Annotated in this window: 18 protein-coding genes; 10 read left to right on the top strand and 8 right to left on the bottom strand. The window is 66.2% G+C overall.

Annotation, left to right across the window (positions count from 1 at the left end):
• Positions 1 to 94 precede the first annotated feature (94 nt).
• Both I6F36_RS29055 and I6F36_RS29050 read right to left on the bottom strand, forming a co-directional pair.
• Positions 95 to 733, bottom strand: coding sequence for a glutaminyl-peptide cyclotransferase (locus I6F36_RS29055; RefSeq protein WP_057026952.1), 639 nt, complete (start codon positions 731 to 733; stop codon positions 95 to 97).
• Between the two features lie 29 nt (positions 734 to 762).
• Positions 763 to 1,983 (bottom strand): helix-turn-helix domain-containing protein, encoded by a 1,221-nt coding sequence (locus tag I6F36_RS29050; protein ID WP_225172668.1) that lies wholly within the window; start codon positions 1,981 to 1,983, stop codon positions 763 to 765.
• A gap of 90 nt (positions 1,984 to 2,073) precedes the next feature.
• Between I6F36_RS29050 and I6F36_RS29045 the strand changes: the two genes are divergently transcribed.
• Both I6F36_RS29045 and I6F36_RS29040 read left to right on the top strand, forming a co-directional pair.
• Complete coding sequence (locus I6F36_RS29045; RefSeq protein WP_225172667.1) at positions 2,074 to 2,868, top strand: thioredoxin family protein; 795 nt, start codon at positions 2,074 to 2,076, stop codon at positions 2,866 to 2,868.
• A 40-nt stretch (positions 2,869 to 2,908) separates the two neighbouring features.
• A complete protein-coding gene (locus I6F36_RS29040) occupies positions 2,909 to 3,142 on the top strand; it encodes a hypothetical protein (protein WP_225172666.1) in 234 nt (77 codons plus the stop codon).
• A 39-nt stretch (positions 3,143 to 3,181) separates the two neighbouring features.
• On the opposite strand, the gene I6F36_RS29035 is transcribed toward I6F36_RS29040, so the two are convergent.
• Together I6F36_RS29035 and I6F36_RS29030 are read right to left on the bottom strand one after the other, a co-directional pair.
• Positions 3,182 to 3,613 (bottom strand): cytochrome c family protein, encoded by a 432-nt coding sequence (locus I6F36_RS29035; protein WP_036003413.1) that lies wholly within the window; start codon positions 3,611 to 3,613, stop codon positions 3,182 to 3,184.
• A 97-nt stretch (positions 3,614 to 3,710) separates the two neighbouring features.
• Positions 3,711 to 4,436, bottom strand: coding sequence for a L,D-transpeptidase (locus I6F36_RS29030; protein WP_109144693.1), 726 nt, complete (start codon positions 4,434 to 4,436; stop codon positions 3,711 to 3,713).
• A 273-nt stretch (positions 4,437 to 4,709) separates the two neighbouring features.
• Between I6F36_RS29030 and I6F36_RS29025 the strand changes: the two genes are divergently transcribed.
• The 3 genes from I6F36_RS29025 to I6F36_RS29015 all read left to right on the top strand — a co-directional run bounded on the left by I6F36_RS29025 (position 4,710) and on the right by I6F36_RS29015 (position 7,265).
• Entirely contained in the window at positions 4,710 to 5,762 is a 1,053-nt protein-coding gene (locus I6F36_RS29025; protein WP_057026948.1) for a glycosyltransferase family 1 protein, read from the top strand.
• A gap of 33 nt (positions 5,763 to 5,795) precedes the next feature.
• Positions 5,796 to 6,485 carry a methyltransferase domain-containing protein gene (locus I6F36_RS29020; protein WP_036003432.1) on the top strand — a complete coding sequence of 230 codons (690 nt, stop codon included), beginning with the start codon at positions 5,796 to 5,798 and terminating at the stop codon, positions 6,483 to 6,485.
• Between the two features lie 120 nt (positions 6,486 to 6,605).
• Positions 6,606 to 7,265: a membrane protein gene (locus I6F36_RS29015; protein ID WP_025034507.1), complete on the top strand. Its 660-nt coding sequence runs from the start codon at positions 6,606 to 6,608 to the stop codon at positions 7,263 to 7,265.
• 306 nt (positions 7,266 to 7,571) lie between these two features.
• Here I6F36_RS29015 and I6F36_RS29010 read toward each other — a convergent pair whose 3' ends face one another.
• On the bottom strand, positions 7,572 to 9,236 hold the full coding sequence (locus I6F36_RS29010) for an aminotransferase class III-fold pyridoxal phosphate-dependent enzyme (RefSeq protein WP_225128360.1): 1,665 nt from the start codon (positions 9,234 to 9,236) through the stop codon (positions 7,572 to 7,574).
• A 35-nt stretch (positions 9,237 to 9,271) separates the two neighbouring features.
• Between I6F36_RS29010 and asd the strand changes: the two genes are divergently transcribed.
• The gene (asd, locus tag I6F36_RS29005; protein WP_225172665.1) at positions 9,272 to 10,135 is read left to right on the top strand and encodes an archaetidylserine decarboxylase; all 864 of its coding nucleotides are present in this window, start codon (positions 9,272 to 9,274) and stop codon (positions 10,133 to 10,135) included.
• 68 nt (positions 10,136 to 10,203) lie between these two features.
• Positions 10,204 to 10,785 (top strand): NUDIX hydrolase, encoded by a 582-nt coding sequence (locus tag I6F36_RS29000; RefSeq protein ID WP_036028428.1) that lies wholly within the window; start codon positions 10,204 to 10,206, stop codon positions 10,783 to 10,785.
• Between the two features lie 186 nt (positions 10,786 to 10,971).
• On the opposite strand, the gene I6F36_RS28995 is transcribed toward I6F36_RS29000, so the two are convergent.
• A complete protein-coding gene (locus I6F36_RS28995) occupies positions 10,972 to 12,303 on the bottom strand; it encodes a FecR domain-containing protein (protein WP_036028426.1) in 1,332 nt (443 codons plus the stop codon).
• Between the two features lie 273 nt (positions 12,304 to 12,576).
• Complete coding sequence (locus I6F36_RS28990) at positions 12,577 to 13,347, bottom strand: DUF2147 domain-containing protein (protein ID WP_225128356.1); 771 nt, start codon at positions 13,345 to 13,347, stop codon at positions 12,577 to 12,579.
• 195 nt (positions 13,348 to 13,542) lie between these two features.
• On the opposite strand from I6F36_RS28990, the gene I6F36_RS28985 reads away from it, so the two are divergent.
• Entirely contained in the window at positions 13,543 to 14,442 is a 900-nt protein-coding gene (locus I6F36_RS28985; RefSeq protein ID WP_036028423.1) for a DUF2147 domain-containing protein, read from the top strand.
• Positions 14,443 to 14,640: 198 nt separating this feature from the next.
• Here I6F36_RS28985 and I6F36_RS28980 read toward each other — a convergent pair whose 3' ends face one another.
• On the bottom strand, positions 14,641 to 14,817 hold the full coding sequence (locus I6F36_RS28980; protein ID WP_157783985.1) for a hypothetical protein: 177 nt from the start codon (positions 14,815 to 14,817) through the stop codon (positions 14,641 to 14,643).
• Between the two features lie 95 nt (positions 14,818 to 14,912).
• On the opposite strand from I6F36_RS28980, the gene I6F36_RS28975 reads away from it, so the two are divergent.
• Positions 14,913 to 16,115, top strand: a complete 1,203-nt coding sequence (locus I6F36_RS28975) for an extensin family protein (protein WP_036028419.1) — start codon at positions 14,913 to 14,915, stop codon at positions 16,113 to 16,115.
• A 100-nt stretch (positions 16,116 to 16,215) separates the two neighbouring features.
• Positions 16,216 to 16,797, top strand: a complete 582-nt coding sequence (locus I6F36_RS28970) for a histidine phosphatase family protein (RefSeq protein WP_225172664.1) — start codon at positions 16,216 to 16,218, stop codon at positions 16,795 to 16,797.
• Positions 16,798 to 16,813: the final 16 nt, after the last annotated feature.

The raw sequence follows: 16,813 nt of genomic DNA, 5'->3' as shown, positions 1-16,813 counted from the left end.
GCGATGCGATTAGGATGAATCGTCATCGCGCTTTAGGTTGTTGTTTGCGCATGATCTTCTCGGAAAACCGCTTCGCACTTTTCCGGATCGTGCTCTAGCTTTGCCGCGGGCGCCGGACCGCTCTCACCTTGCCGCGATTGCCGCCGCCGCAGAAGAAACGGTCACCGCCGTCCGATTCCAGGCCCGACACGATCGTGCCGGCGGGCATGTCGATCTGCTCGATCACTTGTCCCGTTTCCGGATCGATCCGACGCAAATCGCTCTGTTCGTTCTCCCAGGTGCCGTGCCAGAGCTCGCCGTCCACCCAGGTCACCCCGGTCACGAAGCGCTTGCTCTCGATGGTGCGGAGGATCTTGCCCGTTTCGGGATCGATCTGATGGATCTTGCGCTCGCGATATTGTCCGACCCAGAGCGAACCCTCGGCCCAGGCAAGGCCGGAATCGCCGCCGCCGCCGGGCGCCGGAATGGTGCCGAGCACCTTGCCCGAGGCCGCATCGATCTTCTGGATGCGGTCCTCGGCGATCTGGAACAGGTGCCGTCCGTCGAACGCCGTTCCCGCATGCGCGGCGACGTCGATGGAGCGCGCGATCCTGCCGTCGGCCGGATCGAGCGCGTTCAACTTGTCGCCGGAAGCGAACCAGACGCGCGTGCCGTCATAGGTGACGCCATGCACGGCCTCGACGCCTGGAAAGGGTCCATACTCCGTGACGATCTCGGCGGCTGAACGTTTCATGTGCTCGATCCCTCATGCTTGCGCCCATCCTACGTCTTCAGGAGCGGCGTGGGGAGTAACAAGCCTGTCGGGAAACCCGGAACGGGCGGCGTCATCCAGCGGCGCGCCCGTCCGTGTCCGAACGACTGCACCTTGCCCGACCGCGCCAGGTCCTCGAGCGCGCGCTGCACGGTGCGCGGACTGATGCGAAGCGCAAGCGCGAGCGCCGAGCTCGACCATGGCTCGCCGTCGGTAAGAAAGGCGAGGACGGCGGCGTGCTTCTCCTCAACGGGCCGCGCCAGCACGAGGACGTCGCGCGTCTTCCGCGGCGCCAGCACGAAGCCCTGCTTCGTCGCGCTGATATCGGCCAGCGGCGCGAGCTTGCTGCGGAGCCGTCCGATCTCGACGCGCAGGCGCGCGCGGTGCGATTCGTCGGCGTGCCTGGCTTGAAAGGCGCCGGATATCAGCGTCTCGCGCGAGACATCCGCAGGCCATGCCCGGGCCAGGAGACGCGCGAGCGCGAACAGCACGGGACGCGTTCCGAGCGAGACCGCGGCGCCTTGCCTGCGCACGACGTGATGAAAGGTATCCACGACCAGCGCCGTCGAGGTCGCCAGACGTTCGACCTCTCCCAGCAAGAGCGGATGTTCGCTGCCGCGGGCGATCAGGCGTGCTGCCGGCGTGTCGAGGATCAGGCTCGCGCTGTCGACCTCGGCCACGAGCGCCGGAATGGCTGCAAGGCGCGCCGCGTGAGCCGCGCGGCCGAGCGCCGTGCGCGCGTCGTTCGTTCTGAGCCGCCTGATGGCGATGCCGGCGAGCACGAGCTCGCGGACGACCTGCGACGCGGGCGGGAGCATCGCAGGACGGACTTCGGCGAGGGTGCGCTCGGCCTCGTCGAGGCGCCCGACCAGAAGCAGGCGGCGCGCCTCGACATGGCCCGCATGGGCGGCATTGACGAGATCGCCGTGCTGTTCGAGCGTCGCGCGTGCCGCCGCAAGCGTCTTCACCGGCCAGTTCAGATCGCGTGAGACCAGCGCGATCTCGGCTTCGGCCACCAGGCATCTTGCGCGTGCCACTGCCTCGCGCGGACCGAAGGCGCGCGCGGCGGTGCGCAGCAGCGACTTGGCCTTGGCGAGATCGCCGAGCTGCGCCATCGCGATGCCGCGCAGCGCCAGCGACGGCGCATCGTTGCGCAGCGCGACGCGGTTCAGGGCGCCGAGCGGATCGCCGGCCTCTAACGCCCGCGCAGCGGCAGTGATCAGCGATTCCATGTCAATCCCGCCACACTTGTTACTCCCGCACCGTGGCCGCTTAGTGCCAGAAATCGTTGGCAGGACGTCGAGCAAAAGCTTTGGAGAGTCATGATGACATCAGCAGAAAAAGCAGGAACCAACGGAAAGACCGCCATGCAGACACCGCCGGTGGTGTCGCCGCAGGACTGGGAGGCGGCCCGTCTGCAGCTGCTCGTGAAGGAGAAGGCGCATACCCGTGCCCGCGACGCCCTGGCGGCCGAGCGGCGCCGCATGCCGTGGATGGCGGTCGACAAAACCTATGCGTTCGAGGGGCCCGGCGGCAAGCTCAGTCTGCACGACCTGTTCCAGGGCCGGCGGCAACTGATCGTCTATCGCGCCTTCTTCGAGCCCGGTGTGTTCGGCTGGCCCGATCACGCCTGCCGCGGCTGCTCCATGGTGGCCGACCAGGTCGCCCATGTCTCGCACTTGAATGCCCGCGACACCACGCTGGTGTTCGCCTCGCGCGCGCCGCAAGCCGACATCGTCAGGCTGAAGCAGCGGATGGGCTGGATCATGCCCTGGGTCACCATCACCGACAGCTTCGATGCCGATTTCGGCGTCGACGAATGGCACGGGACGAATGTGTTCTACCGAGACGGGACACGCATCTTCCGCACCTATTTCGTCAAGAGCCGCGGCGACGAGCAGATGGGCGGGACCTGGAACTATCTCGACATCACCCCGCTCGGCCGCCAGGAGGTGTGGGAGGACTCGCCGGAAGGCTATCCGCAGACACCGACCTACAAATGGTGGAATTGGCACGACAGCTACACCGAAGGCGCCGCGCCCGACAAGCGATGGGTGGAGATCTCGGACGCTGGCGAGAAAGCGTTTCGCGAGGAGGCCGCGGGAGAACGGAAATGACCGGCCGGTCAGCGCGGTCCCCGGCGCCAGCCCGGACGTTGTGGCGACCGCGCGCCACCTCGCCAGATGGCTGGGGCTGGCGGCCACGCCGACCTTCGCCATCATGGCCGTGCTGACGGCTTTGCCCGGGGGTGGGCCCGCGGAGATGCTGTGCGGCGCCGGGCAGGGCTCTCTGCTCGGCGGGATGGTGCCGATGTATCTCTTGATGAGCGCGTTCCACGCCGCGGCGTGGCTGAGGCTGATAGCGGAGTGGCGGGGCGCAGTCAGCCGGTAAGCGCACCGCAATCGCACAGCGGAAAGAGCGCGTTGCGATCTATTGCCCGCCCGCCGCTTGCAGATACGCAACCACCTTACCCGCTTCGTCCTTCGAGATGCCGCCATAGGGCTGCATCTTGTGGCCGGACACGACCTCGTCCGGCTTGACCATGAAGCGGGTGAGCTTGTCCTGGTCCCAGGCGAAGCCGGCTTCTTTCATGGACGAGGAGTAATTGTAGTCCGGCAGCGAGCCGGCCTTGCGTCCGACGATCTTGTTGAGATTGGGACCGAGGCGATTGTCGCCTTCCTTCATGGAATGGCAGGTGCGGCAGGAATTGTTGAAAGCCTGCTTGCCGGCGTCGTCAGGCGCGGGTTGCTGCGCGAGCGAGGCGGGCGCGGACACGAGCAGCGTCAGTGCTCCGGCGCCGGCGAGGGCGTGCAGCCATGGGCTTGGCGAGGGTTGCCTTCGTGGTCGCATTTGCGCCTCCATCGGGGATTGCGCCGCAACAGGCGCAACGGGATGTCAGGGCAAACGAAAACGGCCCCGGTGGGTTCCGGGGCCGTTCGCGTTACGTTGTCCTGTCGCTTCAGCGGCTCGCGGCGCCGAGGTCTGCGCGGCGCTCGGTCATCGGCAGCACGATCACCTTGGTGCCGACGTTGACGCGGGAATAGAGGTCGGTGACGTCCTCGTTGGTCATGCGGATGCAGCCGGAGGACACGCGCTTGCCGATCGTTTCGGGGGCGTTGGTGCCGTGGATACGGTAGATGGTGCCGCCGAGATACATGGCGCGCGCGCCAAGCGGATTGCCGGGGCCGCCGGCCATGTGGCGCGGCAGATAGGGCTGGCGGGCGATCATTTCCGGCGGCGGCGTCCAGGCCGGCCACTCGGCCTTGCGGCTCACCGACTGGATTCCGGACCAGGTGAAGCCGTCGCGGCCGACGCCGATGCCGTAGCGCAACGCCTGGCCATTGCCGAGCACGTAATAGAGATAGGTGTTGGGCGTATCGATGATGATCGTGCCCGGCGCTTCGCGCGTCGCGTAAGAGACGGTCTGGCGGCGGAAGCGGGCCGGCAGCTCGACCGCGTCCTGATCCTCGGGCTCGGTCTGGTAGGTCGGCGCCTGATAGGGCTGATACGACGGCTGATACGGCTGCAGCGGCTGCGGCGCGGTCATCGGCGGCAGCGGCTGGAAGAACGGGAAGATCTGCACCGGCGCGGCCTTGGCTGCGCCAGCGAACGTGATTGCGGAGACCGCGACGGCACTGAGTGCAACGGCGCGCGAAAACGTCTTGAACGTGTCCAGATTGAACATGTGATCGCCCCTGTTTGCTCGGTGTTTTGCTCACCGCGGCACCGTTGCGGTGCTCCGTTGGCTGAATTCCTAACGGCAAAACGTTTCGGGACATTTGCGCGGAAAACCGAAAACGGTTTCACGGCCGCAAGAATTGTTTCATGACAGTTTCGTGGCTCCGGCGGCTCGTTAACGAACAAAACAGCACGCCGACACTTCTGTGACGTCACACGCCTGAAATAACCTTCGTTGATGGTCGATGCCTGAGAATCATCAAACTCTCGGGATATTCCCATGCGGGTATTAATCGCGACGGACGCCTGGCATCCGCAGGTCAACGGTGTGGTCCGCACCCTGACCTCCCTGGCGAATGCGGCCAAGACCCTCGACGTCGAGATCGACTTCCTCACCCCCGACGGCTTTCCGTCCTGGCCGCTGCCGACCTATCCGGGCCTGCGCTTTGCGCTGCCTTCGGCGAAGGAGATCGCGCGGCGGATCGAGAAGGCCGCGCCGGAGGCGCTGCATATCGCGACCGAGGGCCCGATCGGCTGGGCGGCGCGCGCCTATTGCCGCCGCAACCGGCTCGCCTTCACCACCTCCTACACGACGCGCTTTCCGGAATACGTCTCGGTGCGGACCGGCATCCCGGCGGGCGTCGGCTATGCGGTGCTGCGCCACTTCCACGATGCCGCCGCCATGACCATGGTTGCGACGCCCTCGCTGCGGCAGGAGCTGTCCGAGCGCGGCTTCAAGCGGCTCGGCTTCTGGACGCGCGGCGTCGACACCGGGCTGTTTCATCCCGACGCTCCGGCACAGCTCGACCTGCCGCGCCCGATCTTCATGACGATGGGGCGCGTGGCGGTGGAGAAGAATCTCGAAGCGTTCCTCTCGCTCGACCTGCCCGGCACCAAGGTCGTGGTCGGCGACGGCCCGCAGAAGGCGGCGCTGGAGAAGAAATATCCGGACGCAGTCTTCCTCGGCGAGAAGAAGGGGGCGGATCTCACCGCGCATCTCGCCGCGGCCGACGTATTCGTGTTTCCGAGCCTGACCGACACCTTCGGCGTGGTGCAGCTCGAGGCGCTCGCCTGCGGCACGCCGGTTGCGGCGTTTCCGGTCACGGGCCCGAAGGACGTCATTGCCGATCACCCGATCGGCGCGATCGACCACGATCTGCGCACCGCCTGCCTGCGCGCGCTCACGATGTCACGCGAGACCTGCCGCAACTTCGCGCTGGAGCGCTCCTGGGAGAACAGCGCGCGCCAGTTCGTCGGCAACCTCACCTCACTGCAGCCCAGCCGCTCCTTGCGCGCCTCGCCTCGCATGGCGCGGCGGCCGGTGCGCGGCTGACCGTTTATTCGAACCACAGCGAGAACCTCATCGATGGCTAAGATCATGAACCTTGACGGCACCCAGCAGCTCGACCTCACGCGCGGCACGGTCGAGCAGGCCTATGACCGCTGGGCGCCGGTCTACGATCTCGTGTTCGGCGGCGTGTTCGCCAAGGGCCGGCAGGCCGCGATCGCGGCCACCAACAAGATCGGCGGCCGCGTGCTCGAGGTCGGCGTCGGCACCGGCATCTCGCTGCCGCTCTACGCGCCGAACCTGCGCATCTTCGGCACCGACATTTCGGAAGCGATGCTGGACAAGGCGCGCCGCCGCGTGACGGAGCAGAAGCTGAAGAACGTCGAGGGCCTCGCGGTGATGGACGCCGAGAAGCTCGAATTCCCCGATAATTCCTTCGACGTCGTGATGGCGCAATACGTCGTCACCGCCGTGCCGAACCCGGAGAAGGCGCTCGACGAATTCGCCCGCGTGCTGCGTCCGGGCGGCGAATTGATCATCCTCACCCGCGTCAGCGCCGACACCGGCATGCGCCGCTTCATCGAGCAGAAGCTGCAGCCGGTGGTGCGTCCGCTCGGCTTCCGCACCGCCGAGTTCGCCTGGTCGCGCTACGCCAAATGGCTCGCCGGCGCGCACGGGATCGAGCTTGCCGAGCGCCGCTTGATTCCGCCGCTGGGACACTTCTCGCTGGTGCGCTTCCGCAAGGTCGACGTCGCCAAGGCGGCTTGAGCTCACGCGTCGCGTGCGTCATCGCGCCGCTGCACATCGTCACATGACAAAATGATGATGTCACACGGCCTACATCGAATCTCTGTAAATCCTGAACCCGAAAGCATTTTGGGGATGAGCATGATCAAGAACTATCTCGAGCAGCTGCGGATCCAGCGCTGGGACGACCATCGCTACTATCACCACAGCCGCATCAATCAGAGCCTGCACTTCGTCAGCGCGCTGAGCTTCCTCTTCGCCTATGTCTGGCTGTTCATCGATCCCGTCGTCTCCGCGCTGGTCGGCTGGCTGGTGTCGATGACCTCGCGCCAGGCCGGCCATTTCTTCTTCGAGCCGCACACCTACGACCACATCAATCAGGCGACGCACGAGTACAAGGAAGAGATCAAGGTCGGCTACAATCTGCAGCGCAAGGTGGTGCTGATGGCGATCTGGGCGCTGTCGCCGCTGGTGCTGGTCGTCGATCCCACCCTGTTCGGCATCTTCACGCCCTGGCAGAGCGCGACCGACTTCATGCGGCAGGTGGCGAAGATCTGGCTCGTGGTCGGCGGCGGCGGCCTGTTGTTCCGCACCGTGCACCTGTTCTTCATCCGCGACGTCGAGACCGGCCTCGTCTGGATGACCAAGATCCTGACCGATCCGTTCCACGATTTGATGCTCTATCGCGGTGCTCCGCTCGCCCTGATGCGCGGCGAGCTGATGGATCCCGGCCTGCACCTCAATCCCGAGCACACGCTGGGCTTCATCGACGAGCCCGTGCTCGAAGAGCAGCACGCTTGAAGCGCGCGGCGCACGCGACACGCTCCGATGTCTGATGGCTACGTCATGCCCGGCCTTGTGCCGGGCATCCACGTGTTCGGGACTGCGAACGCGGTGCTTCCTTCACCTCTCCCCGCGTGCGGGGAGAGGTCGAATTTGCGCGGAGCGCAAATTCGGGTGAGGGGGACTCTCCGCGGGGATGCTGCCAGATGGTCGTGCGTCAATGCTCACCGCACGCGCGGAGAGTCCCCCTCACCCCGACCCTCTCCCCGCAAGCGGGGCGAGGGAGAAGGGCGAGCGGTGATCGGGGCCAAGTGTCAGAAAGCCTCAGCGCCCGAAGCGCTTGGCCAGCATCTCTTTCAGGATCTGGCGCTTGATCTGCTTGTTGGTGAGCACGCCATCGTGCCACCAGAAGCCGTCGGCCTTCATCTTCTGCGCGGCGCGGACGAAGCGGTCGGCGACTTCGGTGAAGTCGGCGTCGGTGTAGTTGAGGCTGAAGATCAGCCGTCCGGTGCCGACCCAGCTCAACGCCAGGCCTTCGGCGCGCAGGTAATATTGCAGCATCCAATTGTAGCGGGACGGCGTGGTGTATTTCACCGTCCAGATCGAGGAGAAGTTGGCGAAGCGCACCGGCAGGTCGGCATCCTGCATCATCTGGTTGAGCTTCTTCACGCGCCCGTTCCAGGTCTCCTCCAGCCCATCATAAACGGCGCGGAAGTTCGGGCTGGCGAGGCGGCTCAAGAACTCGTCCATCGCCGTCATGACGTAGGGGTGCGAGTTGAAGGTGCCGCGGGCGAAGCAGATGTCGGCGGGGCGGTCGTCGCGGAAGCGCCGCATCAATTCGCGCTTGCCGCAGACCACGCCGACCGGCAGGCCGCCGGCGAGGCTCTTGCCGTAGGTCACCATGTCGGCGCGCACGCCGAAATACTCCTGGGCGCCGCCGGCGGCGAGGCGGAAGCCGACGAACACCTCGTCGAAGATCAGGACGATGCCGCGTTCGCTGCAAACTTCGCGCAGCTTCTTCAGCCATTCGGTGTAGGCCGCGCGATCGAAATGGCCTTCGCGCGAGGAATCGACGAGCGAGGAATCCCCGGGCGCGTTGGCGTTAGGATGCAGCCCCTGCAGCGGGTTGACCAGCACGCAGGCGATGTCCTTGCGCGTGCGCAGGACATGCAGCGTCTTCTCCGACATCTCGGCGAGGGTATAGGTCTCGTGCGCAGGAATGGGATTGCCGACGCCCGGCTGCACGTCGCCCCACCAGCCGTGATAGGCGCCGGCGAAACGAACCAGATGCGTGCGCTTGGTGTGGTAGCGCGCCAGCCGCACCGCCTGCATCACGGCCTCGGTGCCGGACATGTGGAACGAGACCTCGTCGAGGCCGGAGATTTGGCAGAGCCGCTGCACATTCTCGAGGATGACGGGATGGTAGGGGCCGAGCACGGGGCCCAGCGCATGCGCGCGCTTCTCGGCGCCCTCGATGCACTCCTTGTAGAAGTCGTTGCCGAAGATGTTGACGCCGTAGGAGCCCGTGAGGTCGTAAGCGGTGTTGCCGTCGACGTCGGTGACGGTGACGCCGCGCGAGGATTCCATGAAGGTCGACGTGCCCAGATGCTCGCGGACGAGACGCGAGAACTGGAACGGCACGCGGTAGCTTTCGGTGAAGTTCAGGTCGGAGATCGTCTCCGCCGCTTCCTTCGTCATCGCGCGACCCCGGGGGTAGCGCTCGGCGTAAAGCCTGGCGAGACGGAAAAAGGCGTCCTTGCGTTGCGCTGCGATGTTCGCCGGCGCGCCGTCGCAGGCGAAGTATTGATCACCCTCGAACTCGTAGAACGGCAGCAGCCGCGCCACCCGGCGCGACATCTTCGAGTGCCCGGCCAGCGAGCGGTGCTTGGCGCGGGAGAGTTCGACCCGCGCCTTGATCTTCGGGAGGACGGCGGCAGCGGACGCTGCGGCGGCCACGGACATCGAGAGAATCGGGAGTGTCGTTTCCATGACAACAAGCGCTAAACCTGCGAGCTGACAGATTCATGACAGTCAAAGCCCTCATCGCCTCTTTCACCCAGCAGGAAGACCTCAACTTCCTGTTGACCAACCGCATCCCGCGCGCGGCCCTGACCCGCTTCATGGGCTGGTTCTCCAAGATCGAGAATCCCCTGGTGCGGGATTTCTCGATCGCGCTGTGGAAGCTGTTCTCCGACCTCGATCTGTCGGAGGCGCGCAAGACGCAGTTCAAGAGTCTGCACGACTGCTTCACCCGGGAGCTGAAGCCGGGCCTGCGGCCGTTCGATCCTGATCCTGCAGTGGTGGCGAGCCCCTCGGACGGCATCGTCGGCGCTCACGGGAAAATCGCGGACACCGAGCTGTTCCAGGTCAAGGGCGCGCCCTATTCGCTGCTCGATCTCGTCGGCGATTCCGCGCTGGTCGAGCAGCACCGCAACGGCTCTTTCGTTACGCTGCGGCTGACGTCGAGCATGTATCACCGCTTCCATGCGCCTTATGACGCGCACATCGAGCGGGTCACGCTGATCCATGGCGACGTCTGGAACGTCAACCCGATCGCGCTCAAGCGCGTCGAGCGCCTGTTCTGCAAGAACGAGCGCGCGGTGATCCGCACGCATTTGTCGACCGGCGAAGCCGTGACACTGGTCCCGGTGGCGGCGATCCTGGTCGCGAGCATCCGCTTGCACTTCCTCGACATGGTGCTTAACGCGCAGACGCGCGGCTCGGTCAATTTTCCCTGCGACGTCAACGTGAGCAAAGGCGAGGAGCTCGGCTGGTTCGAGCACGGCTCGACCATCATCATCCTCGCGCCCGGCGATTTCTCCTTCTGCGACGGCATTGCCGAGGGCACACGCATTCGGGCCGGTCAAGCGCTGCTCAGGAGAAAGTAGCCTTCAATCCGCCGCCCCCGCCGCCTATATCGTCGGGCGGGGACGATTCGATCGATACGGATGTGACGATGGCGCGGGCGCCGGTCATGGCGGCGGGTGGTATTGTGTTGCGGCGCGCGCCGGTGCCGCTGGTTGCAGTCGTGCGCCAGCGCAAGCGCAACGAATGGGTCCTGCCCAAGGGCAAGCTCGATGACGGCGAGACGCCGAGGGAAGCCGCGCACCGCGAGGTGCTGGAGGAGACCGGCCACGACGTGGCCGTGCACGAATTTCTGGGCACGCTGGTCTATCAGTCCGGCGGGCGCTCCAAGGTCGTGCATTACTGGCGGATGGAGGCCGACGGCGGGCCGGTCCGCAAACTGATGAACGACATCAAGGCGGTCGACTGGCTGACGCTGGACGACGCGATCGCCCGTCTGTCGCGCGAATACGAACGCGTCTTCCTGACTCAGATCGGACCGATCGCGCTCGCGGCGGCAGGGCTGGCGCCTCTGTTCGCCCCGGAGCAGGTTTCCGAGCCGGTGTCGCCGTTGGCGAAAGACGACATCCATGCATCATTGCAGACGCTGACACAAGCGGAAGCAGCTTCCGTCGATGAATTGCGGCATGGCCTGTTGCGGAAGGTGAAGGCCTGGCTGCGCGGCGAGGCGTGAGTTATTTACGCGCAATTTCAGTGCGGCATTGAAGGTGCACCCTCTCCCCTTGTGGGAGAGGGTGGCTCGCCGCAATAGCGGCGAGACGGGTGAGGGGTCTCTATCCTCACGAGCGGGTCCGGCGAGTGGATAGAACCCCTCATCCGGCGCTTCGCGCCACCTTCTCCCACAAGGGGAGAAGGAAGACTACCGCCGCTCCTTCTCCTTCGGAGCGGGCGCGGGTCTGTGCGGCGCTGCGGGACGTTGCGCGGCGGGGAGGCGTGGCTGGAAGCCGCCGGGGCGCTGCATACCTGGTTGTTGAGCCGGAGGCTGGCCCGGTTGCAATCCTGTGCGCGGCAATGGCTGCTGCGGACCTGCTTGCTGTGTCCCGCCCGGTTGCGGCGGCACGATTCCTCCGGGCTGAATCTGTCCACCACGCTGCGGCAGGGTCTGCGGTACGCGTGGACGGCCGGCACCTTGCGGCTGGCCGGGCTGCGGCTGCATGCCTTGCTGTAGTCCCTGCCGGCTCGGCGTGCCCGGCTGCTGCTGACCCGGACGATTGTCCTGTCGCGGCTGGACGTTCGGTCGTTGCGGCTGCCGGCCTGGGGTTGTCGTCGGCCGCAATTGTTGCTGCTGCGGCGGTTGTGCCGGCCGCGGAATGCGGCTGAGCGCAGCCGGATTGGCGCGACGGAAGTCGCGCTGCTCGATGACGATCTGCCGGCCCGCAGTCTGCGCCAGATGCACCTGGCCGACGAAGCCGCGGTCGCGCGCGATCTGCTGCGCGGGAATTATGATCGGCACGGCAGCAAAGCGCATGCCGCCGGCCGTGGCTGCGCCCGCTCGGATCGCAAAGCCGCTCGCGGCTTGCGTCAGCGCGCCGAGCCGCGCGCCGCTCGCGCGTTCCTCGACATCGATGTGGCCGACCCGGCCGTCGGCGTCGGGATAGAGCTTGATGTTGACGTTGCGCGCCCGGTTCGCCGCCGCCCCTTCGGGCACGTCGACGACCCCGGTGGTGCCGCGGATGCCGAGCGTTGCCGTCGGCGTCGTGATCTTCATGTCGCCCGTCTTCGCCACCGCGGCCGCCACGAAGGCAACCGTGCCCTTGCCGACGTCGAAGATCGCCGAATTTTGCTTGCCGCCGTCGTCATAGACGTAATTGTCGATGGTGATCTTCGCGCTGGCCGAGAGGTTGAACGTGGTGGCGTCGTTGAAGGTGATGCCGAGCGCGGAGTTCGACGAGGTCTGCACGATGTCGTTGAGATAGATATCGTCGCGCACGCGCAGCGGATAGGAATTCTTGTCGCGGATCACGGTCGCGATCCCCGTCACGGTCGCGACGTTGCCGATCGGCTCGACGGCGGGGGGCTGTGCGTCTGCAGACGGTGCCGGCGTCGCCGTCGGCGAAGGCGCGGGCGTTGGCTGGGCTTGCGGTTGCGCCTGTGCGAACTCGATCGTCTCGGATGCGCACGCTACACCAGCGCCTGCCAGCGGCAAGGCCAGCAGGGCGAGCGCGAATACGAGGCGGCGCCAAGCCAGCATTGATGTCACGAAGGAGTCCCGGTGAGAGCGTGAGGCGAGATCGGGCGATTTCAACGGGGTGTGGCTGAATGGTGGATGAACGTCTGTCGTCGGGGCAGGGGCTAGCTATCCTTCCGTCATGGCCGGGCTTGTCCCGCCTGCACGGACGAAGCCGCTACGGCGCGGCGAAGGCACGGCCATCCACGTCTTGATTGCGGTACGAAGAACGTGGATGCCCGGGACAAGCCCGGGCATGACGAAGAGTTGTCTACTTTTCGCGATGCGCTCCGCGGGTCAGCTCACGCGCTTCCAGGTCTGGCCGCCGCAGAACATGCCGCCGAAGGCGCAGCCTTGCACGCGCATCGTATTCGGACCTTTCATCGAGATCGTGGAGTCGTAGTTGCGGCCGGAGTTGGGATCGCGAATGCGGCCGCTCCACTTCGATCCTTCGGGCTTCATGTTGATCAGGATGCGCTCATTGGTCTTCTCGGCATAGCCGCAGAGATTGGCGCCACACTGCTCGACGCGGACATTGCCCTTGTTCTCTTCGGTCGCCCAGATGCCGATCGGCGAGTTCGCTGCGGCCACGGGCGCGGCAGCCACCGGAGCCGGCGCGGGAGCCGCGGCGACGGGAGCGGCAACAGGGGCAGGCGCAGCAACAGGAGCAGGCTGCGAGCTGTCGAAGCCGACAGAAGGAGCGGCGGCAGCGGTCGCGGCTGGGGCAGCGGGCGCGGCTGGCGCTGCCGGCGCAGTCGCTTGCGGCACGGGCTGCTGCTGCACGGGAGCCGGCGTGGGTTGCGCCGTCGTGGGCGCCGGAGCCGGCGTGGTGTCGTCGTCATCGTCCTTGGAGCCGCCAAGACCCTTGAGGTTGATGTTGTTCAGCTTGATCGGCTTGTCCGACAGGCCCGGCGCGACGATGGTCACGCAATTGAGCGAAGCGCAGTTGCGCGGCGTCTCGATGCGGATGTGCTGGCCCTCGATCTGGAACGAGATCGAATTGCCGGCATGCGCGGCGGCGGTCGAAGCCAGGAAGAGGGCGGTGGCGGCGATGGAGAGCTTGTTCATGACAACCTCCGAAAATAGCGCGGTCCCGATATGGACTGGTGTCGCTGGTGAATGAAGCGTGGTTCGACCCTAAGCCGCGGCGGTCGGGCGTTCTGTGATGGGCGTCACAACGAGCGAACAACGCCTGGGTGATGCAGCGCACATTCAGCCGCGCCTGCGCTGCGTAACGTCGTCGCGACACCGAGGGAAACGCAGATGCAGCGGCTTGCAACCTGGCTTGCCACCTGTCTTGCCACATCGATCACGTTGCTGGCGATCGCGCCGACGGCGCAGGCCGGCGCCTACACGTTCTCGATCGGCGGCAACCGGTTCCATGTCGAGGCGCCGCGCAATTGCCGATCTGCGTCCTGTATCACGGTGGCTTCCAGGCGCAGCCTCAGGTCGACGGACGATGTCGGCATGGCACGAGCCGCGCAGCCGGCGCCCGCGCCGGTGGTCCAGGCGCCGCAGCCGGCTTGTCCGACGGCAGCGGTCAAGCCGCCCCAAGCGGCTGTGGTGGTGCCGGCACCGGCGCCTCCCGTGCTTGCCGCGGCGACGTCGCAGCCCGTTGCACCGCCGCCGGCGCCAAGCTTGGAGATTTCGAGAATGGAGGCGCTGAGCGACGGTCCGCCGCGGGTTGATCTGGAGCGCATCGATCAGCCGAAGACCGCCGCGCTCGAACCGCCGCGCATCGAGCCGCCGGTCATCGTCCCGGGCGCCGAGATCAATCAGACCGCAGCGGTGGCGCAGATCGGCGCTGACGAAGGCCATGCGCCGCTCGGCGAATGGGAGAGCGCCGGCGCCAAGGGCACGGTCCGCATAGAGCGCTGTGGAGCTACGCTGTGCGGCTACGCGCTCAGCGAAGCGACGAGCCGGGGCGAGAGCGTGCTCGTCAACATGAAGCCGAAGAAGCACAATGTCTGGACCGGCAGCATCTACAGCCGCTCCAGCGGCAACACCTACTACGCCACGATGACGCTGAAGAGCTCCGGCAAGCTGCACGTCGAAGCCTGCGCGCTCGGCCGCTTCTGGTGCTCCGGCAACGACTGGACGCGGGTCGAAGCGCCGCGGGAGGAGCTGATCACGACGTCACCTCAATGGAGCGCGCGGTCGTAGCTCGCGGCGATGCGCATTGTTGTGCCCTCGCCCCTTGTGGGAGAGGGCAGCTCCGCTGGTCGACACGAATTCACTTGGGTGAGGGGTTGTCTCCACAAGCACTGTGCCGCGAGGATAGAACCCCTCATCCGTCGCGCTTTCGCGCGCCACCTTCTCCCACAAGGGGAGAAGGGAAGAGAGTCACTGTGTGCTTTGAGTCTAAATCATCCCGAGCACGATGGCGCCGACGAAGGCCATGGCGAGGTAGGCGGTGATAACGCTCAGTCTGCCGGCGAACGTCATGAGGTCGCTCCCGCGGTCGCGCGCATTGCCGCGGCCGTCATGGTTAACAGAAAGTCTCTTTTCGAAAAAGTCAGGCTCGCTGTCGCTCGTCATCGGCAGCAACCGGTGCCGCCGCGCCCGGTAGGGTTAAAGAACACTGAAATCAACACGTTGAAGAGTCTTTAAGTAAATTCACCGAACGTGCGTTCATGACGCGCGGAGTTCGTTTGTATCTCGTCGGCTCCATCGTCCTTGTTTCGCTAGCGGGTTGCGGTCGCGGCTTCTTCCAGGCCGAACGCGAACCGTGGCGGGCCGAGGCAGAAGCCGCATGCCTGAAATCGGGCGCAGTCAAGGAAAGTGCGGACATCGTCCGCATCGACCCGATCTCCGGGCCTGGCAGCTGCGGCGCCGAGTTTCCGCTCAAGGTAGCCGCCATCGGCGAAGCCTCCGGCACCTATGGCTTTGCCGACGAGGCGCTGCGCCCGCCCGGCAGCATCGGCAACCAGCCGCGTTGGCCGGTGCAGCCGCAGTCGAATTATCCGCAGAGCCGGGGATATCCCGCATCGTCCTATCCGCAGCCCTCGAACTATCCCGAGAGCGCGGTGCGCCAGCCCACCGGCTACGGCACCTCGACCGGACCGATGTCGCTCAACGCCCCCGGCGTGGCCGCGCAGGAAGACGAGATCGACCTGCCGCCCGAGGGCACCGATGCCGCGGGGGCGGCGCGCTACATGAACACACCGAGCTATCCGGCTCGTCCGGCGCCTTACTCGCAGGCGCCGGCGCAGCAGCCGCTGCCGCGTCTTGGTCCTGCGCAGGGTAATCCCGTCACGAGCGTCGGTCCCGTCGCGATCAAGCCGACCGCGACGCTCGCCTGTCCGATCGTGTCCGAGCTCGACCGCTGGCTCGCCGACACGGTGCAGCCGTCGGCGATGCGCTGGTTCGGCGTGCGCGTCGCCGAGATCAAGCAGATCTCCGCCTATTCCTGCCGCGGCATGAACGGCAATTCGCGGGCCCATATTTCGGAGCACGCCTTCGGCAACGCCCTCGACATTTCCGCCTTCGTGCTCGCCGACGGCCGCCGCATCACCATCAAGGACGGCTGGCGCGGCATGCCGGAAGAGCAGGGCTTCCTGCGCGACGTGCAGGCTGGGGCCTGCGCGCATTTCACGACCGTGCTGGCGCCGGGCTCCAACGTCTTTCACTACGATCACATCCATGTCGATCTGATGCGCCGCGCCAGCCGCCGCCTGATCTGCCAGCCGGCCGCGGTGTCGGGCGAAGAGGTCGCCTCGCGCGCGCAATCGCGCAGGCCCTATGCGAGCGGGCGCGAGCCGTCGGTGACCGGTTCGCTCGGTGCTCGCAAGAGCACGATGCACAAGCGGGAAGACGACGAGTACATCGACGAATAGCCCGATTTGCCAGTAGCCCGGATGGAGCGAAGCGCAATCCGGGAAAAACTGTCCCCGCATTCCGCTTCGCTCCATGCGGGCTACGATCGCGTCAAAGGCAATGTCTATCGTCCGCTATCTCACCCACCCGCAGGTGCAAATCGATCCCGATGTGCCGGTGCCGCAATGGGGCCTGAGCCCGGTGGGTCGCGCGCGCACCGAAGCCTTGGCGAATGCAGGCTGGCTCGCAAGCACGACGCAGATCGTCTCCAGCGGCGAGCGGAAGGCGATCGAGACCGCCGAGATCGTTGCCGCTCGGCTCGGACTCATGATCGAGATCCGCGAGGCCATGCACGAGAACGACCGTTCGGCGACCGGCTTCCTGAAGCCGGCCGAGTTCGAAGCCGTCGCCGACCAGTTCTTCGCCGCGCCTCATCTCAGCGTGCGCGGCTGGGAGCGTGCCGCGGATGCACAGGCGCGGATCGTGCGCGAGGCTGAGGCGGTGCTGGCGCGACATCGTCCCGGCGACGTGTTGTTCGTCGGCCACGGCGCGGTCGGCACGCTGCTGTTCTGCCACATGGCGGGCCATGCGATCGCCCGCATCCACGATCAGCCCGCCGGCGGCGGCAACTGCTTTGCGTTCGCGCGGGAGGGGCGGCGCGTCCTGCACGGGTGGCGCGCAATGGAAGAAGTCGGGACTTGAGCTCAGCGGAGCCGGA

This window comes from Bradyrhizobium sp. BRP19, from assembly GCF_020194195.1.
In the GTDB taxonomy this organism is placed as follows: Bacteria; Pseudomonadota; Alphaproteobacteria; order Rhizobiales; family Xanthobacteraceae; genus Bradyrhizobium; species Bradyrhizobium yuanmingense.
The sequence above is the reverse complement of the archived record's forward strand: the minus strand, read 5'-3'. Positions and strand labels throughout refer to the sequence as shown.

Bases quoted from the DNA above. Each gene is read 5' to 3' on its own strand.
- I6F36_RS29055 (WP_057026952.1), bottom strand. From the start codon at position 733: ATGAAACGTTCAGCCGCCGAGATCGTCACGGAGTATGGACCCTTTCCA.
- I6F36_RS29050 (WP_225172668.1), bottom strand. From the start codon at position 1,983: ATGGAATCGCTGATCACTGCCGCTGCGCGGGCGTTAGAGGCCGGCGAT.
- I6F36_RS29045 (WP_225172667.1), top strand. From the start codon at position 2,074: ATGATGACATCAGCAGAAAAAGCAGGAACCAACGGAAAGACCGCCATG.
- I6F36_RS29035 (WP_036003413.1), bottom strand. From the start codon at position 3,613: ATGGAGGCGCAAATGCGACCACGAAGGCAACCCTCGCCAAGCCCATGG.
- I6F36_RS29030 (WP_109144693.1), bottom strand. From the start codon at position 4,436: ATGTTCAATCTGGACACGTTCAAGACGTTTTCGCGCGCCGTTGCACTC.
- I6F36_RS29025 (WP_057026948.1), top strand. From the start codon at position 4,710: ATGCGGGTATTAATCGCGACGGACGCCTGGCATCCGCAGGTCAACGGT.
- I6F36_RS29020 (WP_036003432.1), top strand. From the start codon at position 5,796: ATGGCTAAGATCATGAACCTTGACGGCACCCAGCAGCTCGACCTCACG.
- I6F36_RS29015 (WP_025034507.1), top strand. From the start codon at position 6,606: ATGATCAAGAACTATCTCGAGCAGCTGCGGATCCAGCGCTGGGACGAC.
- I6F36_RS29010 (WP_225128360.1), bottom strand. From the start codon at position 9,236: ATGGAAACGACACTCCCGATTCTCTCGATGTCCGTGGCCGCCGCAGCG.
- asd (WP_225172665.1), top strand. From the start codon at position 9,272: ATGACAGTCAAAGCCCTCATCGCCTCTTTCACCCAGCAGGAAGACCTC.
- I6F36_RS29000 (WP_036028428.1), top strand. From the start codon at position 10,204: ATGGCGCGGGCGCCGGTCATGGCGGCGGGTGGTATTGTGTTGCGGCGC.
- I6F36_RS28995 (WP_036028426.1), bottom strand. From the start codon at position 12,303: ATGCTGGCTTGGCGCCGCCTCGTATTCGCGCTCGCCCTGCTGGCCTTG.
- I6F36_RS28990 (WP_225128356.1), bottom strand. From the start codon at position 13,347: ATGAACAAGCTCTCCATCGCCGCCACCGCCCTCTTCCTGGCTTCGACC.
- I6F36_RS28985 (WP_036028423.1), top strand. From the start codon at position 13,543: ATGCAGCGGCTTGCAACCTGGCTTGCCACCTGTCTTGCCACATCGATC.
- I6F36_RS28980 (WP_157783985.1), bottom strand. From the start codon at position 14,817: ATGACGAGCGACAGCGAGCCTGACTTTTTCGAAAAGAGACTTTCTGTT.
- I6F36_RS28975 (WP_036028419.1), top strand. From the start codon at position 14,913: ATGACGCGCGGAGTTCGTTTGTATCTCGTCGGCTCCATCGTCCTTGTT.
- I6F36_RS28970 (WP_225172664.1), top strand. From the start codon at position 16,216: ATGTCTATCGTCCGCTATCTCACCCACCCGCAGGTGCAAATCGATCCC.